This is a genomic window from Nocardia sp. NPDC059180 (assembly GCF_042754945.1).
Taxonomy (GTDB): Bacteria; Actinomycetota; Actinomycetes; order Mycobacteriales; family Mycobacteriaceae; genus Nocardia.
This window is the reverse complement of the sequence record NZ_JBHZBU010000013.1, coordinates 38,348-57,331: the sequence shown is the minus strand read 5'-3', so window position 1 is coordinate 57,331 and position 18,984 is coordinate 38,348. Positions and strand designations below refer to the sequence as shown.

Genomic DNA, 18,984 nt, shown 5'->3' with positions numbered 1-18,984 from the left:
GCGTGGGCAGTGGCGGGATCTGCCAGTCGATCTTCGCGAGCCCGACGACGAAGACCTCGGTGCGTCGTCAGCGATCTCGCCGCCTGCTGGATCGGGATCGGCTGGTCGGGCATGATGACGGCATGAAGTACGTGTTGTTGATCTGCGACGACGAGACGACTTCACCGACGATGGAGGAGATCGCCGCCGATCCGGCGTATCGGGCGTTTGCGGCCGAGGTGGATCGGCGGGGCGCCAGCATCGGCGGCGCGCGACTACGTCCGGTGGCGGATGCGACGACAGTCCGCATCCGCAATGGAGAAACGCTCGTGTCCGACGGGCCGTTTGCGGAGACCAAGGACTTCATCGGCGGCATCGACATCATCGACTGTGCGGATCTGGATGACGCGATCGCCATAGCAGCACGTCATCCGTACGCGAGCTGGGGTTGTATCGAGATCCGCCCCGTCTGGGAATGACTGCGCCACACGCAGTTCGCGCGGCGGTGGACGCCGCGTTTCGCGACGAGTGGGGTCAAGTGATCGCGACCCTGATCGGGTTCACCGGAGATTGGGATCTCGCGGAGGACTGCGCGCAGGAGGCGTTCGCCGCGGCGCTGACGACGTGGCCGCGTGATGGTGTCCCGAGCCGCCCGGGAGCATGGCTCACAACGACGGCGCGCAACCGTGCGACCGACCGGCTCCGCCGGGACACCGCCGCAGCCGCGAAGATGCGCCAGCTTGCCGTGCTGGCACGGGACCCGATCGAGCCGCCGACGGACAAGATTCCCGACGAGCGGTTGCGGCTGATCTTCACCTGCTGCCATCCGGCGCTGCCGTTCCCGGCCAGGGTTGCCCTCACATTGCGGACGCTGGCGGGCCTCAGCACCGCCGAGATAGCGAAGGCGTTCCTGACGGCCGAGTCCGCGATGGCACAACGCTTGGTGCGTGCGAAACGCAAGATCGCCGAGGCGGGCATTCCGTACCGCGTGCCACCTGCGGAACTGCTGCCGGAACGACTCCCCTCCGTCCTGGCGGTGCTCTATCTGATCTTCAACCAGGGCTACGACGACGAGGACGGAACCCGCGGGCTGACGGCCGAGGGAATCCATCTCGCGCGGGTCCTGGTTCGGCTACTGCCCACCGAGCCCGAGGCGCGCGGCCTGCTGGCCTTGATGCTGCTGCTCGAGGCCCGCCGCGAGAACCGCACCGACCACGGCGTGCTGGTGACGCTGGAGAATCAGGACCGATCCCGATGGGATCGCGCGCTGATCGCCGCAGGCGTGCAGACGCTCGACGACGCGCTGGCCATGCATCGTCCCGGCCCGTATCAGGTGCAGGCCGCGATCGCCGCCTGCCACGCCACCGCGCCCGACGCAGCGGCCACGGACTGGCCGCAGATCGCAGCCCTCTACGGCGAACTCGCACGGTTGGCTCCGTCCCCCGTTGTCGACCTCAACCGCGCCGTGGCGGTGGCGATGGCCGACGGCATCCCCGCCGGCCTCGCCCTCGTCGACAAGCTCGCAGAGTCCGGCCGCCTCGACGGCTACTACCTGCTGCCAGCGACCCGAGGCGATCTCCTCCGCCGCGACGGCCGAATCGCCGAAGCCGCCGCAGCGTACGAGGCGGCGCTGGAACTTGCACCCACCGACGCCGAGCGCCGCTACCTGGCCGAACGCCTCCGCGGACGCTGACACATCACTTCGGCGAATCTCGGAGAACTTTTTTCGCGCCGATGTCGATCCCGCGCGCTCTCCTTCGTCGGTGGTGCACAACCACCCGATAGAGAGAGGCGAGAAATGTCGAACACCGAGAAGTCGAACACCGAGTACCTGAGCGCCACGATGTCGGTCAGCCATACACCGGAGGAGGTCTTCGCCGCCGTCACCGATGTGCGCGGATGGTGGAACCAGAACATCATCGGCAACACCGCCGCCGTCGGCGACGAATTCGTCTTCACCGACGACATCAACTACGCGGGGGAGACGGCCAGGACGAACAAGGAGGGCATCCGGTTCAGCCGGTTCCGGATCATCGAGGTAGTGCCGGGCAAGCGGGTGGTCTGGCACGTCGTGGACTCCTATCTCAGCTTCATCGACGACCGAGACGAGTGGACCGGCACCGACGTCGTCTTCGACATCACGGCGGACCAGACAGGCACGACCCTGCACTTCACGCACAAAGGTCTGACCGCCGCGGAATCCGAGTGCTTCGATGCCTGCTCCCGCGGCTGGACCTTCTACATCACCAAGAGCCTGCCGCAGTTGATCACCACCGGCACCGGCCTGCCGTTCGCGAAGTACGACGCCTGATCCGCCGCGATCCGAAGGAGCCTCCGCTACGTAGAAGACCGAAGTCGTCTCCGCCCACTCGGCTATGCGGCCACCGTCCATAGCGCCGTGGTCAATCAATGGCTTCCACACCAGTGAGGGCACGCCGCTGGCCTGCTGTCGTTACTTCGAGACAGGCCGTAGATCTAGCCAATGCTGTTCAGGTCACGCCCTGTTCGGCCGATCGTATTGACGATCGGACCGAACAGGGTGCATCCGATGGAGTTCGGTTCTCAGTCGAAGGTGCAGCCCGACACCGGCTTTCCGGCGAGACGATCCATCAAATAGCTGATCGCGTTGTTCGGCCCGAAGCCGTCGATCAGTTCGGGGCCGAAGTGGTTGCCGAAGGTGGTGCCGGGGGCGATCGGGGGGAGGTTGTTGGTGCGGAAGGTGACGGTGGCGCCCTTGGCGCACCAGTCTCGAGCCAGCTGGCGGCCCTGGGCGTAGGGCACGGTGTCGTCGTTGATTCCGTGCGTGATGAGCACCGGGCTGGTGGGCTTCAGGCTGCCGGTGCGCTGCTCACGCAGCATGCGATCGGCGGCGGGGAGTTCTCGTAGGTGGTCGAGCAGCGGTCGGCCGTCGATGGTGAGGTCGCTGGTGCGGGTGAACGGGCGCTTGGTGATGATGTCGGCGATGCATTCGTTCTGCACCGCGTCCAGCACGGCGCGGCCGGCGGGGGAGACCAGCTGGTCGACGCTCTTGCCCAGTTCGGGGTAGCGGGCGACGAAACCGTTGATGGCGAAACCGATGGCGGCGCCGATCAGATTGCCGTCGATCTGCTCGACCACGGCCATCAGATCGGCGGTGGGCGCCCCGGCCCAGGTACCCTTCAGGTTCAGTTCCGGCGCATAGGTCGGCTGCATTTCCGCGGCCGACGCGCTCGCCCCGCCGCCCTGGGAGTAGCCCCAGATCGCCAGCGGCGTATCCGACCCGGTGCCCGCGAGGTTGTTGGCGGCCCGGGCGGCGTCGAGCACGGCGTGTGCTTGTTCGATGCGGTTGGCGTAGGTGTGTACACCAGGCGTGCCGAGCCCGATGTAATCGGTGACGAACACCCGCGCCCCGAGCGCGTTCCAGGCCGCGGCCGACTGCGCCTCCTGGTTCGCCGACAGCGATAGCGGTTCGGTGCTCACATGCATGCCGACGCTGAAGGCACGCGACAGCGCGCACTGATCGCCCTGCCCGACGGTGCCTGGCGAAATGACCACCGTCGGCCGTTCGCCCGCGCCTCGCCACGGCTGCGTGGCATCGATGTAGGTGCCGGTCACCGCGACAGGGGAGTCATCCTGTGTGCGCGAGGTGAACATGACCCGCTGCCCCTGTACCGGCCAGCCCTCGGTGCCTGGGGCCATCATGAACAGCGGCATCGGCTCGGTCTTGATGACGGCGCCGCGTTCGGCGGGTAGTTCGGCTGGGGGCGTGTAGAAGTCGGGCGCGGCTGTCGCCGTGGTGGCCGTGCAGATGCCGGCTGCCGCGCCGAGCAGGGCGATCGCTCCGACGGCGAGGGTCCGGCGGATCCGCCCTCGCTGGGGAGTCGGATGGTGTTGTCGAAGCATGAGTTTCTTTCTGTGCGAGCCACTGTCGAGATATGGGCGCGGCGGCACCTGAGGGCATGACCGGTCCGCGTCTGCGCGCTGAAGATGTCGAACGGGATCTCCAGCGGGTGACGGACCGACCCCTGATCGACAAACGTTGAACCCCCCGGCGCCGGACTCTCATGTGGCGAGACCCGGTGCGAACTGGCTCACAAGAAGCGAGGGTAACATGGTTACCGTGTCTGGTAACACAGTTACTTGGCAATCAAATTATTGTGACGTGGATGGGTAGCGCGCGCGAATCTGAGATATCGAGCCAGATCATCGGCGTCGTGCTCGACGTGCTGGAATCCGACGGCTACGACGCGGTTCAATTGCGGCTCATCGCCCGCCGCGCACACGTCTCGCTCGCTACCGTCTACAAACTCTTCCCGACCAGGGACGAATTGATCGTCTCGGCCATCGCGGAGTGGATGACCGAGCACACCTACGGCGAACTGAAGCCGTTGACCTCGCAGGACACCGTCCGTGACGGGCTCATCTCGGTCCTGCGGGCGGTGTTCGAACCGTGGGAGCGCAGCCCGAAAATGCTCGAGGCCTACCATCGTGCCCGCCTCGGCCCTGCCGGACAGCGTCTGGACGCCCAAGGCTTCAACGCGGTCCTCCCGGTGGCGGTCGGCGTCCTGGACGGGCTGGACCCGGTCTACGCGGAGGACGTCGCGCTCATCCTGACCAATATGGTGCTCGCGCTCATCGGTGCGTTCGCAATCGGTTCGATCGAGATCACCGAGATCCTCCCGATGCTCGAACGCACCGTATTCCGGCTGACCGCCGACAACGAAACCGCCGCCCGCGGCAGGAAAACCTAGGCACCGCGGCGCGAGGACGCGTGATGCGCGGGTCAATAACGATTCGATCGAGAACCCTCGCCGAGATGGAACCACCGATTCCACCTGGCAAACTCGAGGAGTGAATTCGGCACCACTGCGCACACGGACGGGCACCGTCACCGAACCCGCCGCTGCGCGGGGACTGGGAGCGGGAATGCTGCGATGGGGATGGCGGCTGGTCGCGGGGGTGGTGCTGGTGGGGATCGTGCTCGTGTTCGGCACGGCATTCCGGGTGTGGCAGGTCGCCCGCATCGACGACTACAGCAAGGCCGACGCGATCGTGGTGCTCGGCGCCGCGCAGTATTCCGGCACACCGTCATCGGTCTTCGAGGCCAGGCTGGATCAGGCCTATGACCTGTTCGAGGCCGGGGTGGCTCCGCGGGTGATCACCGTCGGCGGAAAACAGGAGGGGGACCTGTATACCGAGGCCGCATCGGGGAAGAACTATCTGATGGACCGCGGAATACCAGCCGAGGACATCCTCGCCGTGGAAACCGGATCGGACACCCTGCGCAGCGTCGAAGCCGTCGCCACTGCCATGCGCGCCCGCGACATGTCCTCGGCGGTGCTCGTCAGCGACCCGTGGCATTCCCTGCGCACCCGCACCATGGCGCGGGACGCGGGCCTGGACGCCTGGACCGCGCCCACCCGCACCGGCCCCGCCGTGTACACCAGGGAATCGCAAGCGCATGGCATCTTCCGGGAGACCTTCGCGCTGCTGTGGTACCAGCTCACCCACTTCTCCGCCGACTTCAGCTACACGGCGGGGCAATGATGAGCACCCTCGGCTACTCCGCGCATGATCGCGAACGCCTCGTCCTCGAAGGTCCGAAAACCGCCGGGCTCACCACCGACAGCAACGGGCATCGCAGTGATTTCTCCCGTGACCGTGCCCGTGTCCTGCACTCGGCCGCCCTGCGCCGCCTCGCCGACAAAACACAGGTCATGGGCCCACGCGACGGCGACACCCCACGCACCCGGCTCACTCACTCGATCGAGGTCGCCCAGATCGGCCGCGGTATCGCCGACGGGCTCGGCTGCGATCCCGACCTCGTCGATCTGGCCGGCCTCGCCCACGACATCGGCCACCCGCCCTACGGCCACAACGGCGAGCAGGCCCTCGATATCTGGGCCGACCGCTACGGCGGTTTCGAGGGCAACGCCCAGAATCTGCGCATCCTCACCCGCCTCGAACCCAAGGTGCTCGAAGCCGACGGCACCAGCGCCGGACTCAACCTGACCAGGGCCGCCCTCGACGCCGCCATCAAATACCCGTGGCAGCGCAGCGGCTCCGGCACCAAATTCGGCGCCTACGACGTCGACGCCGACCGGCTGGCCTGGGTCCGCAAGGGCGCTCCGCCGCGGCGCCAGACCCTGGAATGCCAGATCATGGACTGGTCCGACGACGTCGCCTACTCGGTGCACGACGTCGAAGACGGCATCCTCGCGGGCCGCATCGACCTGCGTGCGTTGGCCGACCGGGTGGAGCAGCGTGCCCTCGCCGAGATGGGGCATGTGCACCACCGATCCATTTCGGTCGACGATCTGGTGGCCGCCGCACAGCGGTTGTCGGAGCTGCCGGTGGTCGCGCGGGTGTTCACCTACGACGGCTCGCTCACCGATTCGGTCGCACTGAAACAGCTGACCAGCGAGCTGGTGGGCCGGTTCGCGACATCCGCGGTGGTCGATACCCGCCGTGTCGCGGGCGACGGGCAGCTCACTCGCTACGCCGCCGACCTGGAGGTTTCGCCCATCGCCGCCGCCGAGGTGGCGGTGCTCAAGACGGTGGCGTTGCGCTACGTCATGTCCGATCCGGATCACAAGCTGCGTCAGGCCGCGCAGCGCGATTGCATCACCGCCGTCGCGGCAAGCCTGCTGGCGAAGGCGCCCGCCGGCCTGGACCCGCTGCTGCTGCCGTGGTGGGACGCCGCCGCCGACGACACCGCGCGCGTCCGGGTGATCATCGACCAGATCGCCTCCTATACCGAGAGCAGACTGGAGCGGATCGCTGCCCGATTGAACCACTGACCGGGGTACCCGCTGCTCAGTAACCCGGCAGGGCTGCGAGCGGCCCGAGCCCGGCGGCGCCCGCTAGACTTCAACAGTGCCCGGACGAATCCCAGATCGCGATATCGCTGCGATACGCGAACGCGTCCGGATCGAGGACGTGGTGGGAGAGTACGTCGCGCTCAAGCGTGGCGGCGCCGATTCCATGAAGGGCCTGTGCCCGTTCCACGACGAGAAGTCGCCGTCATTCCATGTGCGGCCCAACCACGGCCTGTTCCACTGCTTCGGCTGCGGCGAGGGCGGCGACGTCTACGCGTTCATTCAGAAGATCGAGCACATCGGCTTCGTCGAAGCGGTCGAGCAGCTCGCCGACCAGGTCGGCTACCAGATCAACTACGAGGGCGGCGGCACCTCGGTCCAGCGTGACCGCGGTACCAGGGCCCGGCTGGTGGCCGCCAACGCCGCCGCGCACGAGTTCTACATGGCCAGGCTGCGCGAACCCGAAGCCGCCGCAGCCCGCGCCTACCTCACCGAGCGCAATTTCGACGGCGCCGCCGCCGCCCAATTCGGCTGCGGTTATGCCCCCGACGGCTGGGACACCCTGACCAAACACCTGCTGCGCAAGGGTTTCGAGTTCAAGGAACTGGAAGCGGCAGGACTGTCCAGGGAGGGCAGACGCGGTCCGATCGACCGATTCCACCGCCGGCTGCTGTGGCCCATCCGCAACCTCGCCGGCGAGGTCATCGGTTTCGGCGCCCGCAAGCTCTACGACGACGACACCATGCCCGGCAAGTACGTCAATACGCCGGAAACGGTGCTGTACAAGAAGTCTCAGGTGCTGTTCGGGCTCGATCACGCCAAACGCGAGATCGCCAAGGGGCATCAGGCCGTGGTCGTCGAGGGCTACACCGATGTCATGGCCATGCACCTGGCCGGGGTGAAAACCGCTGTCGCCGCGTGCGGTACCGCGTTCGGCGACGACCACCTGGCCATCCTGCGGCGCCTGCTCATGGACGACAACTTCTGGCGCGGCGAGATCATCTTCACCTTCGACGGTGACGCGGCCGGTCAAGCGGCCGCGCTCAAGGCGTTTCTCAACGACCAGAAGGTCGCCGCGCAGATCTACGTCGCCACCACGCCGGATGGGCAGGACCCGTGCGAGCTACGTCAGCATTCCGGTGATGCTGCCGTGCGCGATGTGGTCGCCAAACGCCGTCTGCTGTTCGAATTCGCGCTCGACAGCGAGATCGAGAAGCGTAAGGACCCCCGGATCAACGACCTGACCCGCGACGGCCAGGTGGAGGTGCTGCGCTGGGGTGTGCCGCTGGTGGCGCAGATCAAAGACCACGGGCGGCGCAAGCGCTACGCCACCGACCTCGCCGATCGCACCGGCTGGCTGGATGTGCAGACCGTCTACCGGCGCGTCGAGGAGGAAGCCAAACGTCAGCGCACGGGGGGTGCGGCGGCGGGTCCCGCGCGCCGTGGCCCGCGCGAGCAGAGCGGCACCGACGCGCCGGTGGCCCGCCCGAACCCGATCGATCCTGCCCTGCTGCCGCAGCGCCAGGCGCTGGCGGCGGGACTGCAATACCCGTCCATCGCCGGGCCGTCGTTCGACGCGCTGGAAATCGATGGTTTCACCCACCCCGGCTACATCACGATCCGCACGCTGATCGCTGAAGCCGGCGGCACCGCGGCCGGACTGGTCGGTGCCGAATGGGTCAACGCGGTCTCCGACCGCACCGACGACCTGACCTTGCGAGCGTTGATCTCGGAACTGGCGAGTGAACCGCTGCCGGTGAAGTCGGCAGGCGATATCCCGCGATTTGTCACCGGCGTGCTGGCTCGTGCGCAGGAGGGCCTGGTGGGGCGTCAGATCGCTGAGCTGAAGTCGAAGCTGCACCGGGTGTCGTCGACCGAACAGTCCGAGGCTTACCTGGCGTTGTTCGGTGATCTGGTGGCGTTGGAGCAGTACCGCAAGAGTCTGCTGGAGCAGGCGATGGGTAATTCGGACGATTTCGCCCCGCACTGACCCGGTTGCGCCGTAACGAACACCCTCCGCCCGATGATCAACTCGGTAGTCGGGTTCGGCACCAGCGGTGGGAGGCGTGGATGAAACGAGCGATTCTGGCGGGCCTGGCGGTCCTTGTCGCATTCGGGATGTCGGGCTGCGGCGAGGACAGCTCCACGTCGTCACCAGAGGTGACTACGGCCGTATCTACGGCCCCGGAGCGGCCGATCACACCGGGCACACCGGAACCCGCGCCGCCGTCCGCCGAGCCGACCGCCGGTGAGGCGACCCCGCCGACCGACTTGCCCTCCCGCGACGATGCCACCGTCGACGCCCGCGACTTCCAGCAGGGCAACTACTACTACTTCCAGTCGCCGACCGGAAACATCATGTGCGGCTTCATCAACGAGGGTGAACTAGGCACCGGCTGCCAGCTCCGCACGACCGAAGTGGTGCCCCCGGAGCTGTCCGACTGCGACACCAGCCGCGCCGATCGCGCGCTGGCCGCACAGGTCCTCGGCGGCGCGGCACGGTTCATGTGCGTGAATCAGGGCTTCTTCGTCGGCTCACCGACCGACGGCACCCGCAAGGGCGGCGGGAACGTCCTGGAGTACGGGGAGACGATCATCGTCCGCGGCACAGCGTGCACGTCAATGCCGACCGGCGTCCGCTGCGATCAGGCCGGGCACGGATTCATGATCGCCGCGGACAAGCAGGAGCTGTTCTGAGGCGAAAGTTTCAGCGCCGCAGTTGATCGTGCGGCACCAGCACAGTGGTCCGCTCGTCGATCGGCTCCATCGGCTCCAGCGCCGGACGCGTACTGAGCTTGTCCGACAGCCGCTGCCTACTCACCTGAACGAGCTTGCGGGTGACCGGGCTCCCCGTGACCGCTCGGGTGGCCGCACTGATCTGCTCATAGCGCGCCCGCCCGGCCTTGCTGCCGAGCACGTACCCGGCCGCGATGCCGATCATCAACCGCAGCATCTGTTCGAGCTCCTCCCGTTCACCTGTCCGCGGCTACATCCTGCCCGAAGCCCACCACCCCTGTCGATCCACCCACCCACAGACTCCCCGCTCAGCACCCCCCAACCCCTTCTGACGACACGATTTGGGCCCCCGCCCACCCATACGCTAAAGTTTCACCTCGGCTCGCCCAGTACGCTGGCGGGCCACAGGATAGTCCCCTATAGCTCAATTGGCAGAGCAGCCGACTGTTAATCGGCAGGTTTCTGGTTCGAGTCCAGATGGGGGAGCAGTAAAAGCCCTCTACCAGCGCAAGCAGGTGGAGGGCTTTCTTGCGCGTGGATGCACGTGTCCGACCTGATCCGTCCGGCCGAGGTGACCACCCGCCGGTATCGGTTCCGAACGAGCCCTGGCCAGGGGTGTTCGGCCGTTCCAGCCATAGTGGCGGTACCCTTGGAGCGCGCGATCGAGACAGAAATGGGGTGCGTGTCGTGGAGCGTCGTCCAGTGACGAAGGAAGCCGTTAAGCGGTCGGCCGTGCGCTCGACCAAGGCTTCGGCACGTCTCGAACGGCGTACGGTGCCAGCCGGCTATGTCCGCTCGCAGAAGGTCGTACAGTTCTTGGCCGAGCGCCGACAGAAGGCCTGATGTCCCTTGCGCCGGGGTACGGCGAAACGCCGGTACACGACGACAAGCGAGCCTCCTGCTCCCCGACGTCCGTGAGCTACTCGGAGAACCCCTCAGCAGAGCGGCCTTGTACGACCTCGAACAGGCCGTTCAGGAAGAGGTCACCGAGGAACTCGTCCTCGGAGTGATCGACGGGACGCCGAGTCTGGACGATCTGCTGACCGACCACTTCCTGCGCGATCTGCACCGCCGCCTCTACGGGGATATCTGGACCTGGGCAGGAGCATTCCGTCGACGGGAACTGAACATAGGCGTCGCACCCGAGCAGATCGCTGTCGAACTCCGAGGATCGCTGGAAACCATCTGCTATCGCTGGCACCACACCAACGACTGGACGCCACGCCAACTCGGAATCGCGGCTCATGCGGAGACTGTCCGCATTCATCCGTTCACCGACGGCAATGGCCGCACCACTCGCCTTCTGGCGGACCTTGTTTTCATCGCCACCCAGGACTCGGAGCTTCCAGAAATGTACGACTGGGAGATCGACAAGCGCACTTACATCGAGCTTCTGAGGAAGTACGACGTCCACCGCGACCCGTGCGAGCTCGCCGCGCTTGTGGGGACCAAGCCGCTTGGAGAGTAGGGCTGAGCGGTCTGGCGAAGGTTCTTGCCGGGCGCAAACCGAGCTGCGCTGAGGTTCGATGTCGTCGCCGGTCGCACCGGGGACCGGTCTTCATCGAACTCGGTCAGCGACGCAGCGCACTGCGCGAGAAGTGCGAGGGACACAGCAATCCAGCATGAGCTTCCTGCGGGAGTTGCTGGAGCGGCGCGCGACTCGGTGGCTACAACCGTTGCGGCGTGACGTCGCCGGGTCCTTGAGCACCCCGCGTAGTCCGGACACCGACACCGAGGCGAAGATCGGCGGGCTGATGCTGTGCTTCTTCGGGATAACGGTGCTCGGCTTCGGCATCGGCCTGTTCGCCAGCAAGACCGCGCCGCTGTCGTCGGCCAGTCGCCACATCAACGGGTAGCCGGATGCGGTCACCGTCGTCGTACGGCCACCAAATCGCCGCGGCGATCACCAGCAACGGCAGACCGCACGCAACGGCATATCCGGCGGCGGTCCAGCCGCTCACACCTGTGCCCCGGTGATCGACCAACGGGCGAACGATACCCGCGGCGTCACGGTCTCGACATCGATGATGTGCATGAGCCCGTCGAGCTCGAGCGTGCCGACATGATCGGGCGCGGGCATGATCACCGACTCGGCGCCGAGGTCGCGTGCCTGATCAGCCAACGGCAGCGGTGAGGCAATATCCGGCCACACCAACTGGTACCCCAACCGGCGAGCGAGCCGCTGTACTTGGGCGGTCTCCCAGTCCGGCGCTGTGCTGCGGTCGTAGTCGATCCATCCCAGAGCTATTGGCTTCACTCGCTAACCACCCCTCGATCGAGTTTTGAGGTGCCCCGCCGCCCGGGATTCGTGATCGACCGGGCGGCGCGGCCTGTAGACGAGCCTCTCGTTGATCATGGGGACGGTGGAACCTCCTACGTTTCCCACTTCAGGACGTCCCGATGGGTGTACAACGTCCCTATGGCGAATGAGAGGTTGCGGGCTGCGATCGCGGCAGGGGGATGGACTCACGCGAGTTTGGCCGAGGCGACCGGTGTGGACCCGAAATCGGTTGAACGCTGGGTGAACCTCGGCCGAGTTCCCCGGCGGCGCACCGCAATCCATGCGGCCGAGTGTTTGGGGGAGGACGTCAATGCCCTGTGGCCCGCCCTGCAGCAGGCACGAACAGCCCGCGCTGTCAGCCCCGAACTCGTTGCCCTGTACGACCAGCGGGCCGACGTTCCAGCGTCGATGTTCGTCAATCTGTTCGCTGCCGCGCGCTTCCACATCGATGTCCTGGTCTACGCGGCCGTGTTCCTCCACGAGGCGTACCCGCGGCTCAACGATCTATTCATCGAACGGGCCGAGGCAGGCTGTTCGATACGGATAGCCGTAGGTGACGCCGACAGCGCCAACGTTCAACTACGTGGCAGGGAAGAGAAATTCGGGCACGGCATCGAATCTCGTTGCCGTCTAGCCGTGATGCACTACCGAGCACTGCACGCCACACCGGGCATCGAGCTGCGAACTCATACCACGACGCTCTACAACAGCATCTTCCGCGCCGACGAGGACATGCTGGTCAACGCGCACATGTGGGGAGTGAACGCTTACCGTGCGCCGGTATGGCACCTGCGCCGTACTGTCGGCGGTGGTCTGTTCGACACGTATACCGACAGTTTCGAGGCGGTCTGGCAGGCCGGACGACCGGTGGAAGGGTTAGCAGATGGCGCGCACTGAGTTCTACGACGACCCCGCCGCACCCGAGCCGAACAGCCTCGTCGTCGCGGCTTCTGCCGTGGTGTGCGATGACAGCGGCCGTATCCTGTTACAGCGTCGCACCGACAGCGGCCTCTGGGCGCTACCCGGTGGTGGCATGGAGATGACCGATAGCCTCCCCGGCTGCGCTGTGCGAGAGGTCAAGGAAGAAACCGGGCTGGATGTCGAGATCACCGGACTCGTCGGCACTTACACCGACCCTCGCCATGTCATCGCCTACAGCGACGGCGAGGTCCGACGCCAGTTCAACGTATGTTTCGTGGCCCATGTAACCGGAGGCGACCTTGCCATATCCGACGAGTCCACCGAGCTACGGTTCGTCGACCCCACCGAACTGGACAACCTCGACATGCACCACACACAGAGACTCAGACTGACCCACTATCTCGAGGGGCGCCGCACGCCATACCTAGGCTGAAGTGCCCAGGAGCGGCAGACCGGGACGCGATCGCGTACCTCGCTCGAACGGTCCAGCCGCTCACACCTGCGCCCCGGCGGCCGACCAGCGGGCTAACGGCAGCCTGTCGGGTGGCTCGACGTCCCGTCCGGCGATCTGGTGAAAACCATTCACCAGCGCTTCATCAGGGATGGGCGAGCATCAACTCCGCCGAGCCGTACTGACCGTCCCAGGGGGGCTTCGGCCCCTCCTCACCCCTCCTCTGGGGTTGCCGAACTACTGCGCGACCTCCGGCCGCGTGGGACCGGCGGTGATGCCAGCCCCCGAGATGTGCAACCCCACCACCCACCAGGGCCAGACTGGCCGCCGGAGGTCAGTAGGACAGGGTTGCCGATTCGTAGCCATCGGCTAGTCCGTGCCACCCGAGTTCTGGGCAATGGCCTTCCGCCAGCACGGCCAAGGGACCGTCGCGCAATCGGTCCATTGCCTCATCCATGACGTAATAGCGCCCTGAACTGCACCGCATTGAGAGCAATCCGACGCAACCCCGATCGGGTCGCCGTCCTCGGCGTAGTGCTGTACGACGAGCAAAGCTACATCACTCCGGCCAGCCTCGGTCAACACCTCCCGAGCCACCTCTAACGCACGGTCGCCGTGGTGTATCTCGCGGGCATCTCCATTTCGCTCCAGGCCAACGATGCAGACTGTCTGTTGACCACACTTCCAGCATGCCCAGTCCATTCCGAGCACCCGAACCGGCACGTTGCCCACGTCGGAACACCCCATTCCCACATAGTCTCGTCAGTGCCACCACGATGCCACACGCCAGGCGTAACAACGCTGATGGCGGCGTGGTGCTGTTCAGGAGCGGATGGCTCGACTCACCCACTACTTCCCGCTACAAAGGCCCCCTGATCTGAGAAGACAGTGGCGTACGGTGACGGACCGAACTAGTCGAACCCCTCTGGTAGCAGCGGATTTCGAGGAATGCGGGCGGACAACGGAGGATCGCCGAAAGAACCGGCAGGTTTCTGGTTCGAGTCCAGATGGGGGAGCAAAACTACCAGGTCAGGCACCAGTCAATGTGCCTGACCTGGTCTTGTATGTCCGCTGCGACCAAGAATATCCCAAGAAATCCGGTCCGAATTTCTCTGCGTTGCAACCGTTTCGTCTGGCCAATCGGCCCATTGCGTCCGGCCCGACGATTGAACATCGCAGGTTCGTGCCCTCGGCAGGACACGCAGAACATGGGCAACTGGAAAGCGCCTGGTCATCGCAGATTCCTATTCGATCTGACGATGCAGGTCTGGTGGCGGAACCGCGGACACGCCGCTGCGGATTTCGGGCGCAACAGTGATCATGAGACACCCGAACCGCTGAGTTGGGGGTCAGGGGGTCGAGTCCCCATAGATCTACCAGGTAAGGCCCGGCATTTCCTCGTCTAACGACAGCTCACACCGCGTCATCATCAGCGGTGTGGACGAACAACAAGAACACCCCGGCGGCGCTGCGACACATAGCATACTCCCTGAACTGCGGGTCGCACCGCGCGTCGGCGGCACTCGGCCGCCGTGGCGCAGCCCTCAACTTGGCGTCACGCCGAATCCGCCGATGTAGTTCGACCCACCGGCCCCTCCCGCTCCTCCGCCACTTCCGCTGCCGCCAGCGCCACCTTGGCCGCCCGTAGCCTGGTGTACGACGACCTGTGGTCGTGCCTCCTCGATCGTCGGAGCAGCGACCGTGGCGCGTCGAAGCGCATCGATCAACACCACCACGAGGAATAGACCACCCACTGTGGCGATGACCCACCACCGAGTCCGTCCCTGAACCACGGACAGCACAGTCACACCGGATATTCCTGTGGCCAACCCCAAGGTGGTGGCCCAGTTGAATAGAGCCGCCCAGATGTACTGCAACATCCTTCTCGATGTGCTGGGCGGAATCGGTTGCGTCATACGCGAGAAGCTACAGAACTGAACCGACAGGGTCTCGTTCCTGACGTGAGCGGGCACAGACCGCCGAGTCTGGCGCCGCACTGGTTCAGCCCGAGCGCGGGCGAACTCCTCCGATCGACCTGCCGAAGGTGTACCGCACTGCCGGGGTACTCCAAAGGACAAGCCGCCACGCGGTGGCTACGCCGTCTTTTCCGCACCACGACAGCGCAGTTAGGTAAGCCCAGATTGATTTGGGGGAGCACACATGTCAGACCTCCATCGAACCGGCATATCCAGACCATCCCCGACGCCGATGGCGCCACACGGGGCACCGCTCCGGAACGCGCTTCGCCGCAAGGGAATGTCGACGGTGCGGAAGGAGAGCGCCTCGCCGCGGTGCAGGCCAAGGCGATTGCCGAGCTGTTTGTCTGGCTCCGCGATCATGGAGACGGTGGCGGTGTGAGCTGAATCCGGGCGGTGCTGGCTAGGCAGGCGATCTGGTTAGTCGGCGTGTCATGGCCGTTTGGTCGGTGTGTGGTGCGCGCATAGGGCGCGAACCTGCGACGCTTGATCTGGGGCGCGTCTTCACGCTCGGCCCGCCACGGCAGCCACCGCACAGTCAATCGTTCGCTGGTCCGGGACTGCGCGCAAGGGTGCACCTGTCATGCGCCAGGTCGCTGAACTCGCGGCTGTCGTTGCTGATCAGATTTGGTTCCATCGAACTTGGAGTGACCTGCAGCCGCTCGGCTCTGTGCTGGGTTGGCCTGCGTTGAGGGTCGCGGGCTGAACACTGCTACCGGCGATGCGCCAGCGCCATGGCTGCACATTGAGTACCGACGGTGCTCGGCCCGCAGGGCAGCGCCACAGCTGAGGATCAGGTCGCGCCGGTCGGGATCGGCCATGGGCAGCGCACTGTCCTCGTCGAGGTACAGGCCCCGAAGGTCTATCCGCTCAGCTATGCAGCAGACATCCGCCCTCTTGACGTGTGAGCCCTATTCGTGTGACGTGCTTTGCCGGCACGAGGGATGAGCGAGCTCCGGAATGCACACCCGAGCCCCTCGGCGAGCCAACCGGAGCCTAGACAGTCCGCGGCACGACAACGATGCCGAGCCAACGGCGCTAACACCGTTCACGCCCGCACTGGTCAAACGTGGAAGCTCCGCCAGTCGGCTTCTCCGCCTCCTCCTTCGCGCTGAAAGGCACCTACCCGAAGTCACCACGCAGACGAAAGAACCGACTGCGCGTTATGTTTTGTCGGCTTCTCGCCGTCGCCGAGGTGATTGCCTATAAGAAGCCGAGGTTGTGTGCAAAGATCACCAAATGGCAGAGGATGACGAGGGTGTCTCGTCGAGTGCAGATATTGACGAAGAGATGATCTTCGCGATCGAGGACGGCGACGGAGAAGAGGGAACCGTAGCTCAGCCGTGCATTAGTCGTGTGTCAGTGAGTAGGCTGTTCGGACGGTACTCGTATGTGCTGCCCGTCCCCACCGAAAACCGAGAGCCCGGCCGCCTAATGCTGCTACATGGCGAAAACGGTTCAGGTAAGACGACTATTCTAAAGCTGATATGGAACATCCTCAGTACAGCCGAGGACAGGGGTCATAAATCTGCGGTTGCGCGCACGCCATTTCATCGATTCGAGATACTATTTTCGGATGGCAGGGTTGTAATTGCAGAGAAGGAAAGTAAACGTCTCGTTGGATCCTTCACCCTGACGGTATCGGGGCCTGGAGTGAAACCGGCCACGGCAAGATTTGTTGTAGACAAGTCGATGAGCGTCACTCCAACAATCGACTATGGATTCGGTGCCGAACAATCGCCATATGTTGTAAAGGATAGCGCTACTGGACGGTTGATTTTTGTAGAACCAAGAGATAAGGAACATCTCGAGCTGGAAGGTGGAATATCGCCGACCAGGGAGGTTATGGGATTCCTCCGCGACTTGAGCACAAAGCCACCCGTTTTGCTCGCAGATGACCGCGGACTTCATTCGGATCATCGAATCACTCGCGCGCGGAAGTCTGCTCGAACAAATGATTCTGAACGCCTTACTCCCACCGAGCGCATCGCTGAGGAACTGCAGGCGGCGCTCCTCCGATTGAATGATCGAGTTCTTGCCCTCACGTCGAAGGGTCAGGTATCCGGTTTTCGAGAGGAGGCGTCGATATATATTGATGTACTCCGGCGGCTCGGAACCGCCCGAGTGAACAGTCCCCAGCAGAGTCTTGATGTTGACGGTAGTCATGTGGAGCAGCTAATCCAGAATCTCAGCAATGAAGTTCCTCGCTTTGCTGAGTTTGGGCTGGTCTCAAAATTTGACCCTGAGGCTATACGTGGCCTATTGGATCGGGTGCCACCGATTAGCCAGCAGGCGGCGTACGACATCATCCTGCCGTACTTGGAGAGTCTGCAGGCGAGGCTAACTGCGCTAAATGAGGCGGAACGCCTCATTAGAAGCTTTGTCACCCATGCCAACAAGTACCTTACAGACAAGAACCTTGTTTTCGGTGCGGGCCAAGGATTTCGTGTTATTTCCGATTATGAAGCAAACCGAGTGCTGCGCCCATTGAATTTGTCCTCGGGTGAGAGGCAAATGCTCCTTCTTCTTTGCAACGCGATCCTATCAAGGTGGGAAAGCCGACTGTTCTTGATCGATGAGCCAGAACTTAGCTTGGGTGTGATCTGGCAACGGCGAATTCTGTCGAGCCTCCTCGATCTAACAGACGACACGAACATTCAGTTTATCGTGGCAACTCATAGCATCGAAATGGCTACAGCTAATTCTTCGTCTTTGGTGAGATTGGTGGATATCGGTGGGGAATTCTAGAGACTCTAGCCTGCTCAGAACTCCTGAGGAGCTAAGAGTTCTGTATCGCCTCGCTCCAACTGTTCGAGATATCTTCACAGAAGGTCGGCACGACAAGCGTTTTGTTGAGCATTTCCTCAAAAATGTTTCAGAGTTGGATGGATTGGACTATCACGTTTACGCAGTTTCGGATCGTCTCAACCTTCCGGACGGTGAAGTGATATCAAAAGGATACGATGCCGGCGAGCGGGGCCGTGTGCTGGCCCTCGCCACAGTATCTGCAGACTGGAGCGCCGACGAAAGGCGAGGGCTAACATGTATCGCTGACTCAGATTTCGCGCATCTGGTTAACGACGTCCCATCAGTTGACGTGCTCCTACTTACGGACTATGCGAGTCTTGAAGGTTTCGCGCTTACGGATCGCGTTCTTCATAAGTTTCTGAGGGTTGGTCTCAGCCTAGATGAGCCCACGGGCGCGGAATTGCTAAGCAAGGCGATACCGCTTCTGAATGAGCTATACTTCGCTCGCGCTGCTCTCCATTGGAGTAGCAGTGGAATTTCGGTGAACATGAATCTAGTGAAGCGAATTCTGCTCTCGTCCCAGCAGTTGGCAGATGAGGTGGTCAAAAGGCATATAACGGATGGTGACATGAAGTCCGTGTTGCATCGCTCGTTAGCGGAACTTTCGCGAATTCGTAAGCTTTTCCCTTCACTGGATGACCCTAGGAAAGCTGCCCGAGGACATGATATCGCTCCGGTTGTAATTACCGTACTTGGTCTGAGGAACAAGTGGGCGGATGTCGATACCGTCGAAAGAAATTTGATGGTGTGTGTTGAACATGGAGATATCATCTCTTCCTCGCTATTTAAGAAATTGATTCTTCGTATCGAATCATCTGCAACGCAGAAATGACCTAACTTGTCGATACAAGCGTTGAGATCTCAGGATCGCAGCGGGACCAGAACGGGACGACACGCCACGAACGATGTTGAACAACCCCATGTCAGCGCTGCTCGGTGCACTGCCGAATCATGCTCCTGAACAGGCAATTTCGCCCACCGGCTGAACTTGGGGCAGGTTGGCCAATTGGCGACGTGTTCAGGCACTGGCGTCAC

The 18,984-nt window shown here is 63.9% G+C and carries 17 protein-coding genes and 1 tRNA gene; 15 read left to right on the top strand and 3 right to left on the bottom strand.

The genetic code is table 11. From position 1 onward, the window contains the following. Nucleotides 1–2: 2 nt before the first annotated feature. The 3 genes from ACFXNW_RS29530 to ACFXNW_RS29520 all read left to right on the top strand — a co-directional run bounded on the left by ACFXNW_RS29530 (nucleotide 3) and on the right by ACFXNW_RS29520 (nucleotide 2,290). A complete protein-coding gene (locus ACFXNW_RS29530; RefSeq protein ID WP_379421088.1) occupies nucleotides 3–458 on the top strand; it encodes a YciI family protein in 456 nt (151 codons plus the stop codon). After that, on the top strand, nucleotides 455–1,672 hold the full coding sequence (locus ACFXNW_RS29525; protein ID WP_379421087.1) for an RNA polymerase sigma factor: 1,218 nt from the start codon (nucleotides 455–457) through the stop codon (nucleotides 1,670–1,672). The genes ACFXNW_RS29530 and ACFXNW_RS29525 overlap by 4 nt, the downstream gene beginning before the upstream one ends. A gap of 105 nt (nucleotides 1,673–1,777) precedes the next feature. Then, nucleotides 1,778–2,290 (top strand): SRPBCC domain-containing protein, encoded by a 513-nt coding sequence (locus ACFXNW_RS29520; RefSeq protein ID WP_379421086.1) that lies wholly within the window; start codon nucleotides 1,778–1,780, stop codon nucleotides 2,288–2,290. Between the two features lie 251 nt (nucleotides 2,291–2,541). Here ACFXNW_RS29520 and ACFXNW_RS29515 read toward each other — a convergent pair whose 3' ends face one another. Then, a complete protein-coding gene (locus tag ACFXNW_RS29515; protein WP_379421085.1) occupies nucleotides 2,542–3,861 on the bottom strand; it encodes a lipase family protein in 1,320 nt (439 codons plus the stop codon). A 263-nt stretch (nucleotides 3,862–4,124) separates the two neighbouring features. Between ACFXNW_RS29515 and ACFXNW_RS29510 the strand changes: the two genes are divergently transcribed. From ACFXNW_RS29510 to ACFXNW_RS29490, 5 genes are all read left to right on the top strand, one after another. After that, a complete protein-coding gene (locus tag ACFXNW_RS29510; RefSeq protein WP_379421084.1) occupies nucleotides 4,125–4,709 on the top strand; it encodes a TetR family transcriptional regulator in 585 nt (194 codons plus the stop codon). A gap of 100 nt (nucleotides 4,710–4,809) precedes the next feature. Further along, nucleotides 4,810–5,505 carry a YdcF family protein gene (locus tag ACFXNW_RS29505; RefSeq protein WP_379421083.1) on the top strand — a complete coding sequence of 232 codons (696 nt, stop codon included), beginning with the start codon at nucleotides 4,810–4,812 and terminating at the stop codon, nucleotides 5,503–5,505. Next, nucleotides 5,505–6,758, top strand: coding sequence for a deoxyguanosinetriphosphate triphosphohydrolase (locus tag ACFXNW_RS29500; RefSeq protein WP_379421104.1), 1,254 nt, complete (start codon nucleotides 5,505–5,507; stop codon nucleotides 6,756–6,758). Before ACFXNW_RS29505 ends, ACFXNW_RS29500 begins: the two co-directional genes overlap by 1 nt. Nucleotides 6,759–6,834: 76 nt before the next feature. Beyond that, on the top strand, nucleotides 6,835–8,766 hold the full coding sequence (gene dnaG / locus ACFXNW_RS29495; protein ID WP_379421082.1) for a DNA primase: 1,932 nt from the start codon (nucleotides 6,835–6,837) through the stop codon (nucleotides 8,764–8,766). An 80-nt stretch (nucleotides 8,767–8,846) separates the two neighbouring features. Beyond that, nucleotides 8,847–9,473: a DUF6636 domain-containing protein gene (locus ACFXNW_RS29490; protein WP_379421081.1), complete on the top strand. Its 627-nt coding sequence runs from the start codon at nucleotides 8,847–8,849 to the stop codon at nucleotides 9,471–9,473. Between the two features lie 10 nt (nucleotides 9,474–9,483). On the opposite strand, the gene ACFXNW_RS29485 is transcribed toward ACFXNW_RS29490, so the two are convergent. Continuing rightward, nucleotides 9,484–9,729, bottom strand: a complete 246-nt coding sequence (locus tag ACFXNW_RS29485) for a hypothetical protein (protein WP_379421080.1) — start codon at nucleotides 9,727–9,729, stop codon at nucleotides 9,484–9,486. A 196-nt stretch (nucleotides 9,730–9,925) separates the two neighbouring features. On the opposite strand from ACFXNW_RS29485, the gene ACFXNW_RS29480 reads away from it, so the two are divergent. The 3 genes from ACFXNW_RS29480 (at nucleotide 9,926) to ACFXNW_RS29470 (ending at nucleotide 11,368) form a co-directional block, all read left to right on the top strand. After that, nucleotides 9,926–9,998, top strand: a tRNA-Asn gene (locus ACFXNW_RS29480). Between the two features lie 463 nt (nucleotides 9,999–10,461). Further along, nucleotides 10,462–10,980: a Fic family protein gene (locus ACFXNW_RS29475; protein ID WP_379421079.1), complete on the top strand. Its 519-nt coding sequence runs from the start codon at nucleotides 10,462–10,464 to the stop codon at nucleotides 10,978–10,980. A gap of 154 nt (nucleotides 10,981–11,134) precedes the next feature. Then, nucleotides 11,135–11,368, top strand: coding sequence for a hypothetical protein (locus ACFXNW_RS29470; RefSeq protein ID WP_379421078.1), 234 nt, complete (start codon nucleotides 11,135–11,137; stop codon nucleotides 11,366–11,368). A 101-nt stretch (nucleotides 11,369–11,469) separates the two neighbouring features. Here the strand turns inward: ACFXNW_RS29470 and ACFXNW_RS29465 are convergent, their stop codons facing one another. After that, a complete protein-coding gene (locus tag ACFXNW_RS29465; RefSeq protein WP_379421077.1) occupies nucleotides 11,470–11,769 on the bottom strand; it encodes a hypothetical protein in 300 nt (99 codons plus the stop codon). Nucleotides 11,770–11,988: 219 nt separating this feature from the next. Between ACFXNW_RS29465 and ACFXNW_RS29460 the strand changes: the two genes are divergently transcribed. The 4 genes from ACFXNW_RS29460 (at nucleotide 11,989) to ACFXNW_RS29445 (ending at nucleotide 18,781) form a co-directional block, all read left to right on the top strand. Beyond that, a complete protein-coding gene (locus ACFXNW_RS29460) occupies nucleotides 11,989–12,690 on the top strand; it encodes an XRE family transcriptional regulator (RefSeq protein WP_379421076.1) in 702 nt (233 codons plus the stop codon). Continuing rightward, nucleotides 12,677–13,147: an NUDIX hydrolase gene (locus ACFXNW_RS29455; RefSeq protein ID WP_379421075.1), complete on the top strand. Its 471-nt coding sequence runs from the start codon at nucleotides 12,677–12,679 to the stop codon at nucleotides 13,145–13,147. The genes ACFXNW_RS29460 and ACFXNW_RS29455 overlap by 14 nt, the downstream gene beginning before the upstream one ends. Nucleotides 13,148–16,380: 3,233 nt before the next feature. Continuing rightward, nucleotides 16,381–17,889, top strand: a complete 1,509-nt coding sequence (locus ACFXNW_RS29450) for an AAA family ATPase (RefSeq protein ID WP_379421074.1) — start codon at nucleotides 16,381–16,383, stop codon at nucleotides 17,887–17,889. After that, nucleotides 17,876–18,781, top strand: a complete 906-nt coding sequence (locus tag ACFXNW_RS29445) for a hypothetical protein (RefSeq protein ID WP_379421073.1) — start codon at nucleotides 17,876–17,878, stop codon at nucleotides 18,779–18,781. The genes ACFXNW_RS29450 and ACFXNW_RS29445 overlap by 14 nt, the downstream gene beginning before the upstream one ends. Nucleotides 18,782–18,984 lie beyond the last annotated feature (203 nt).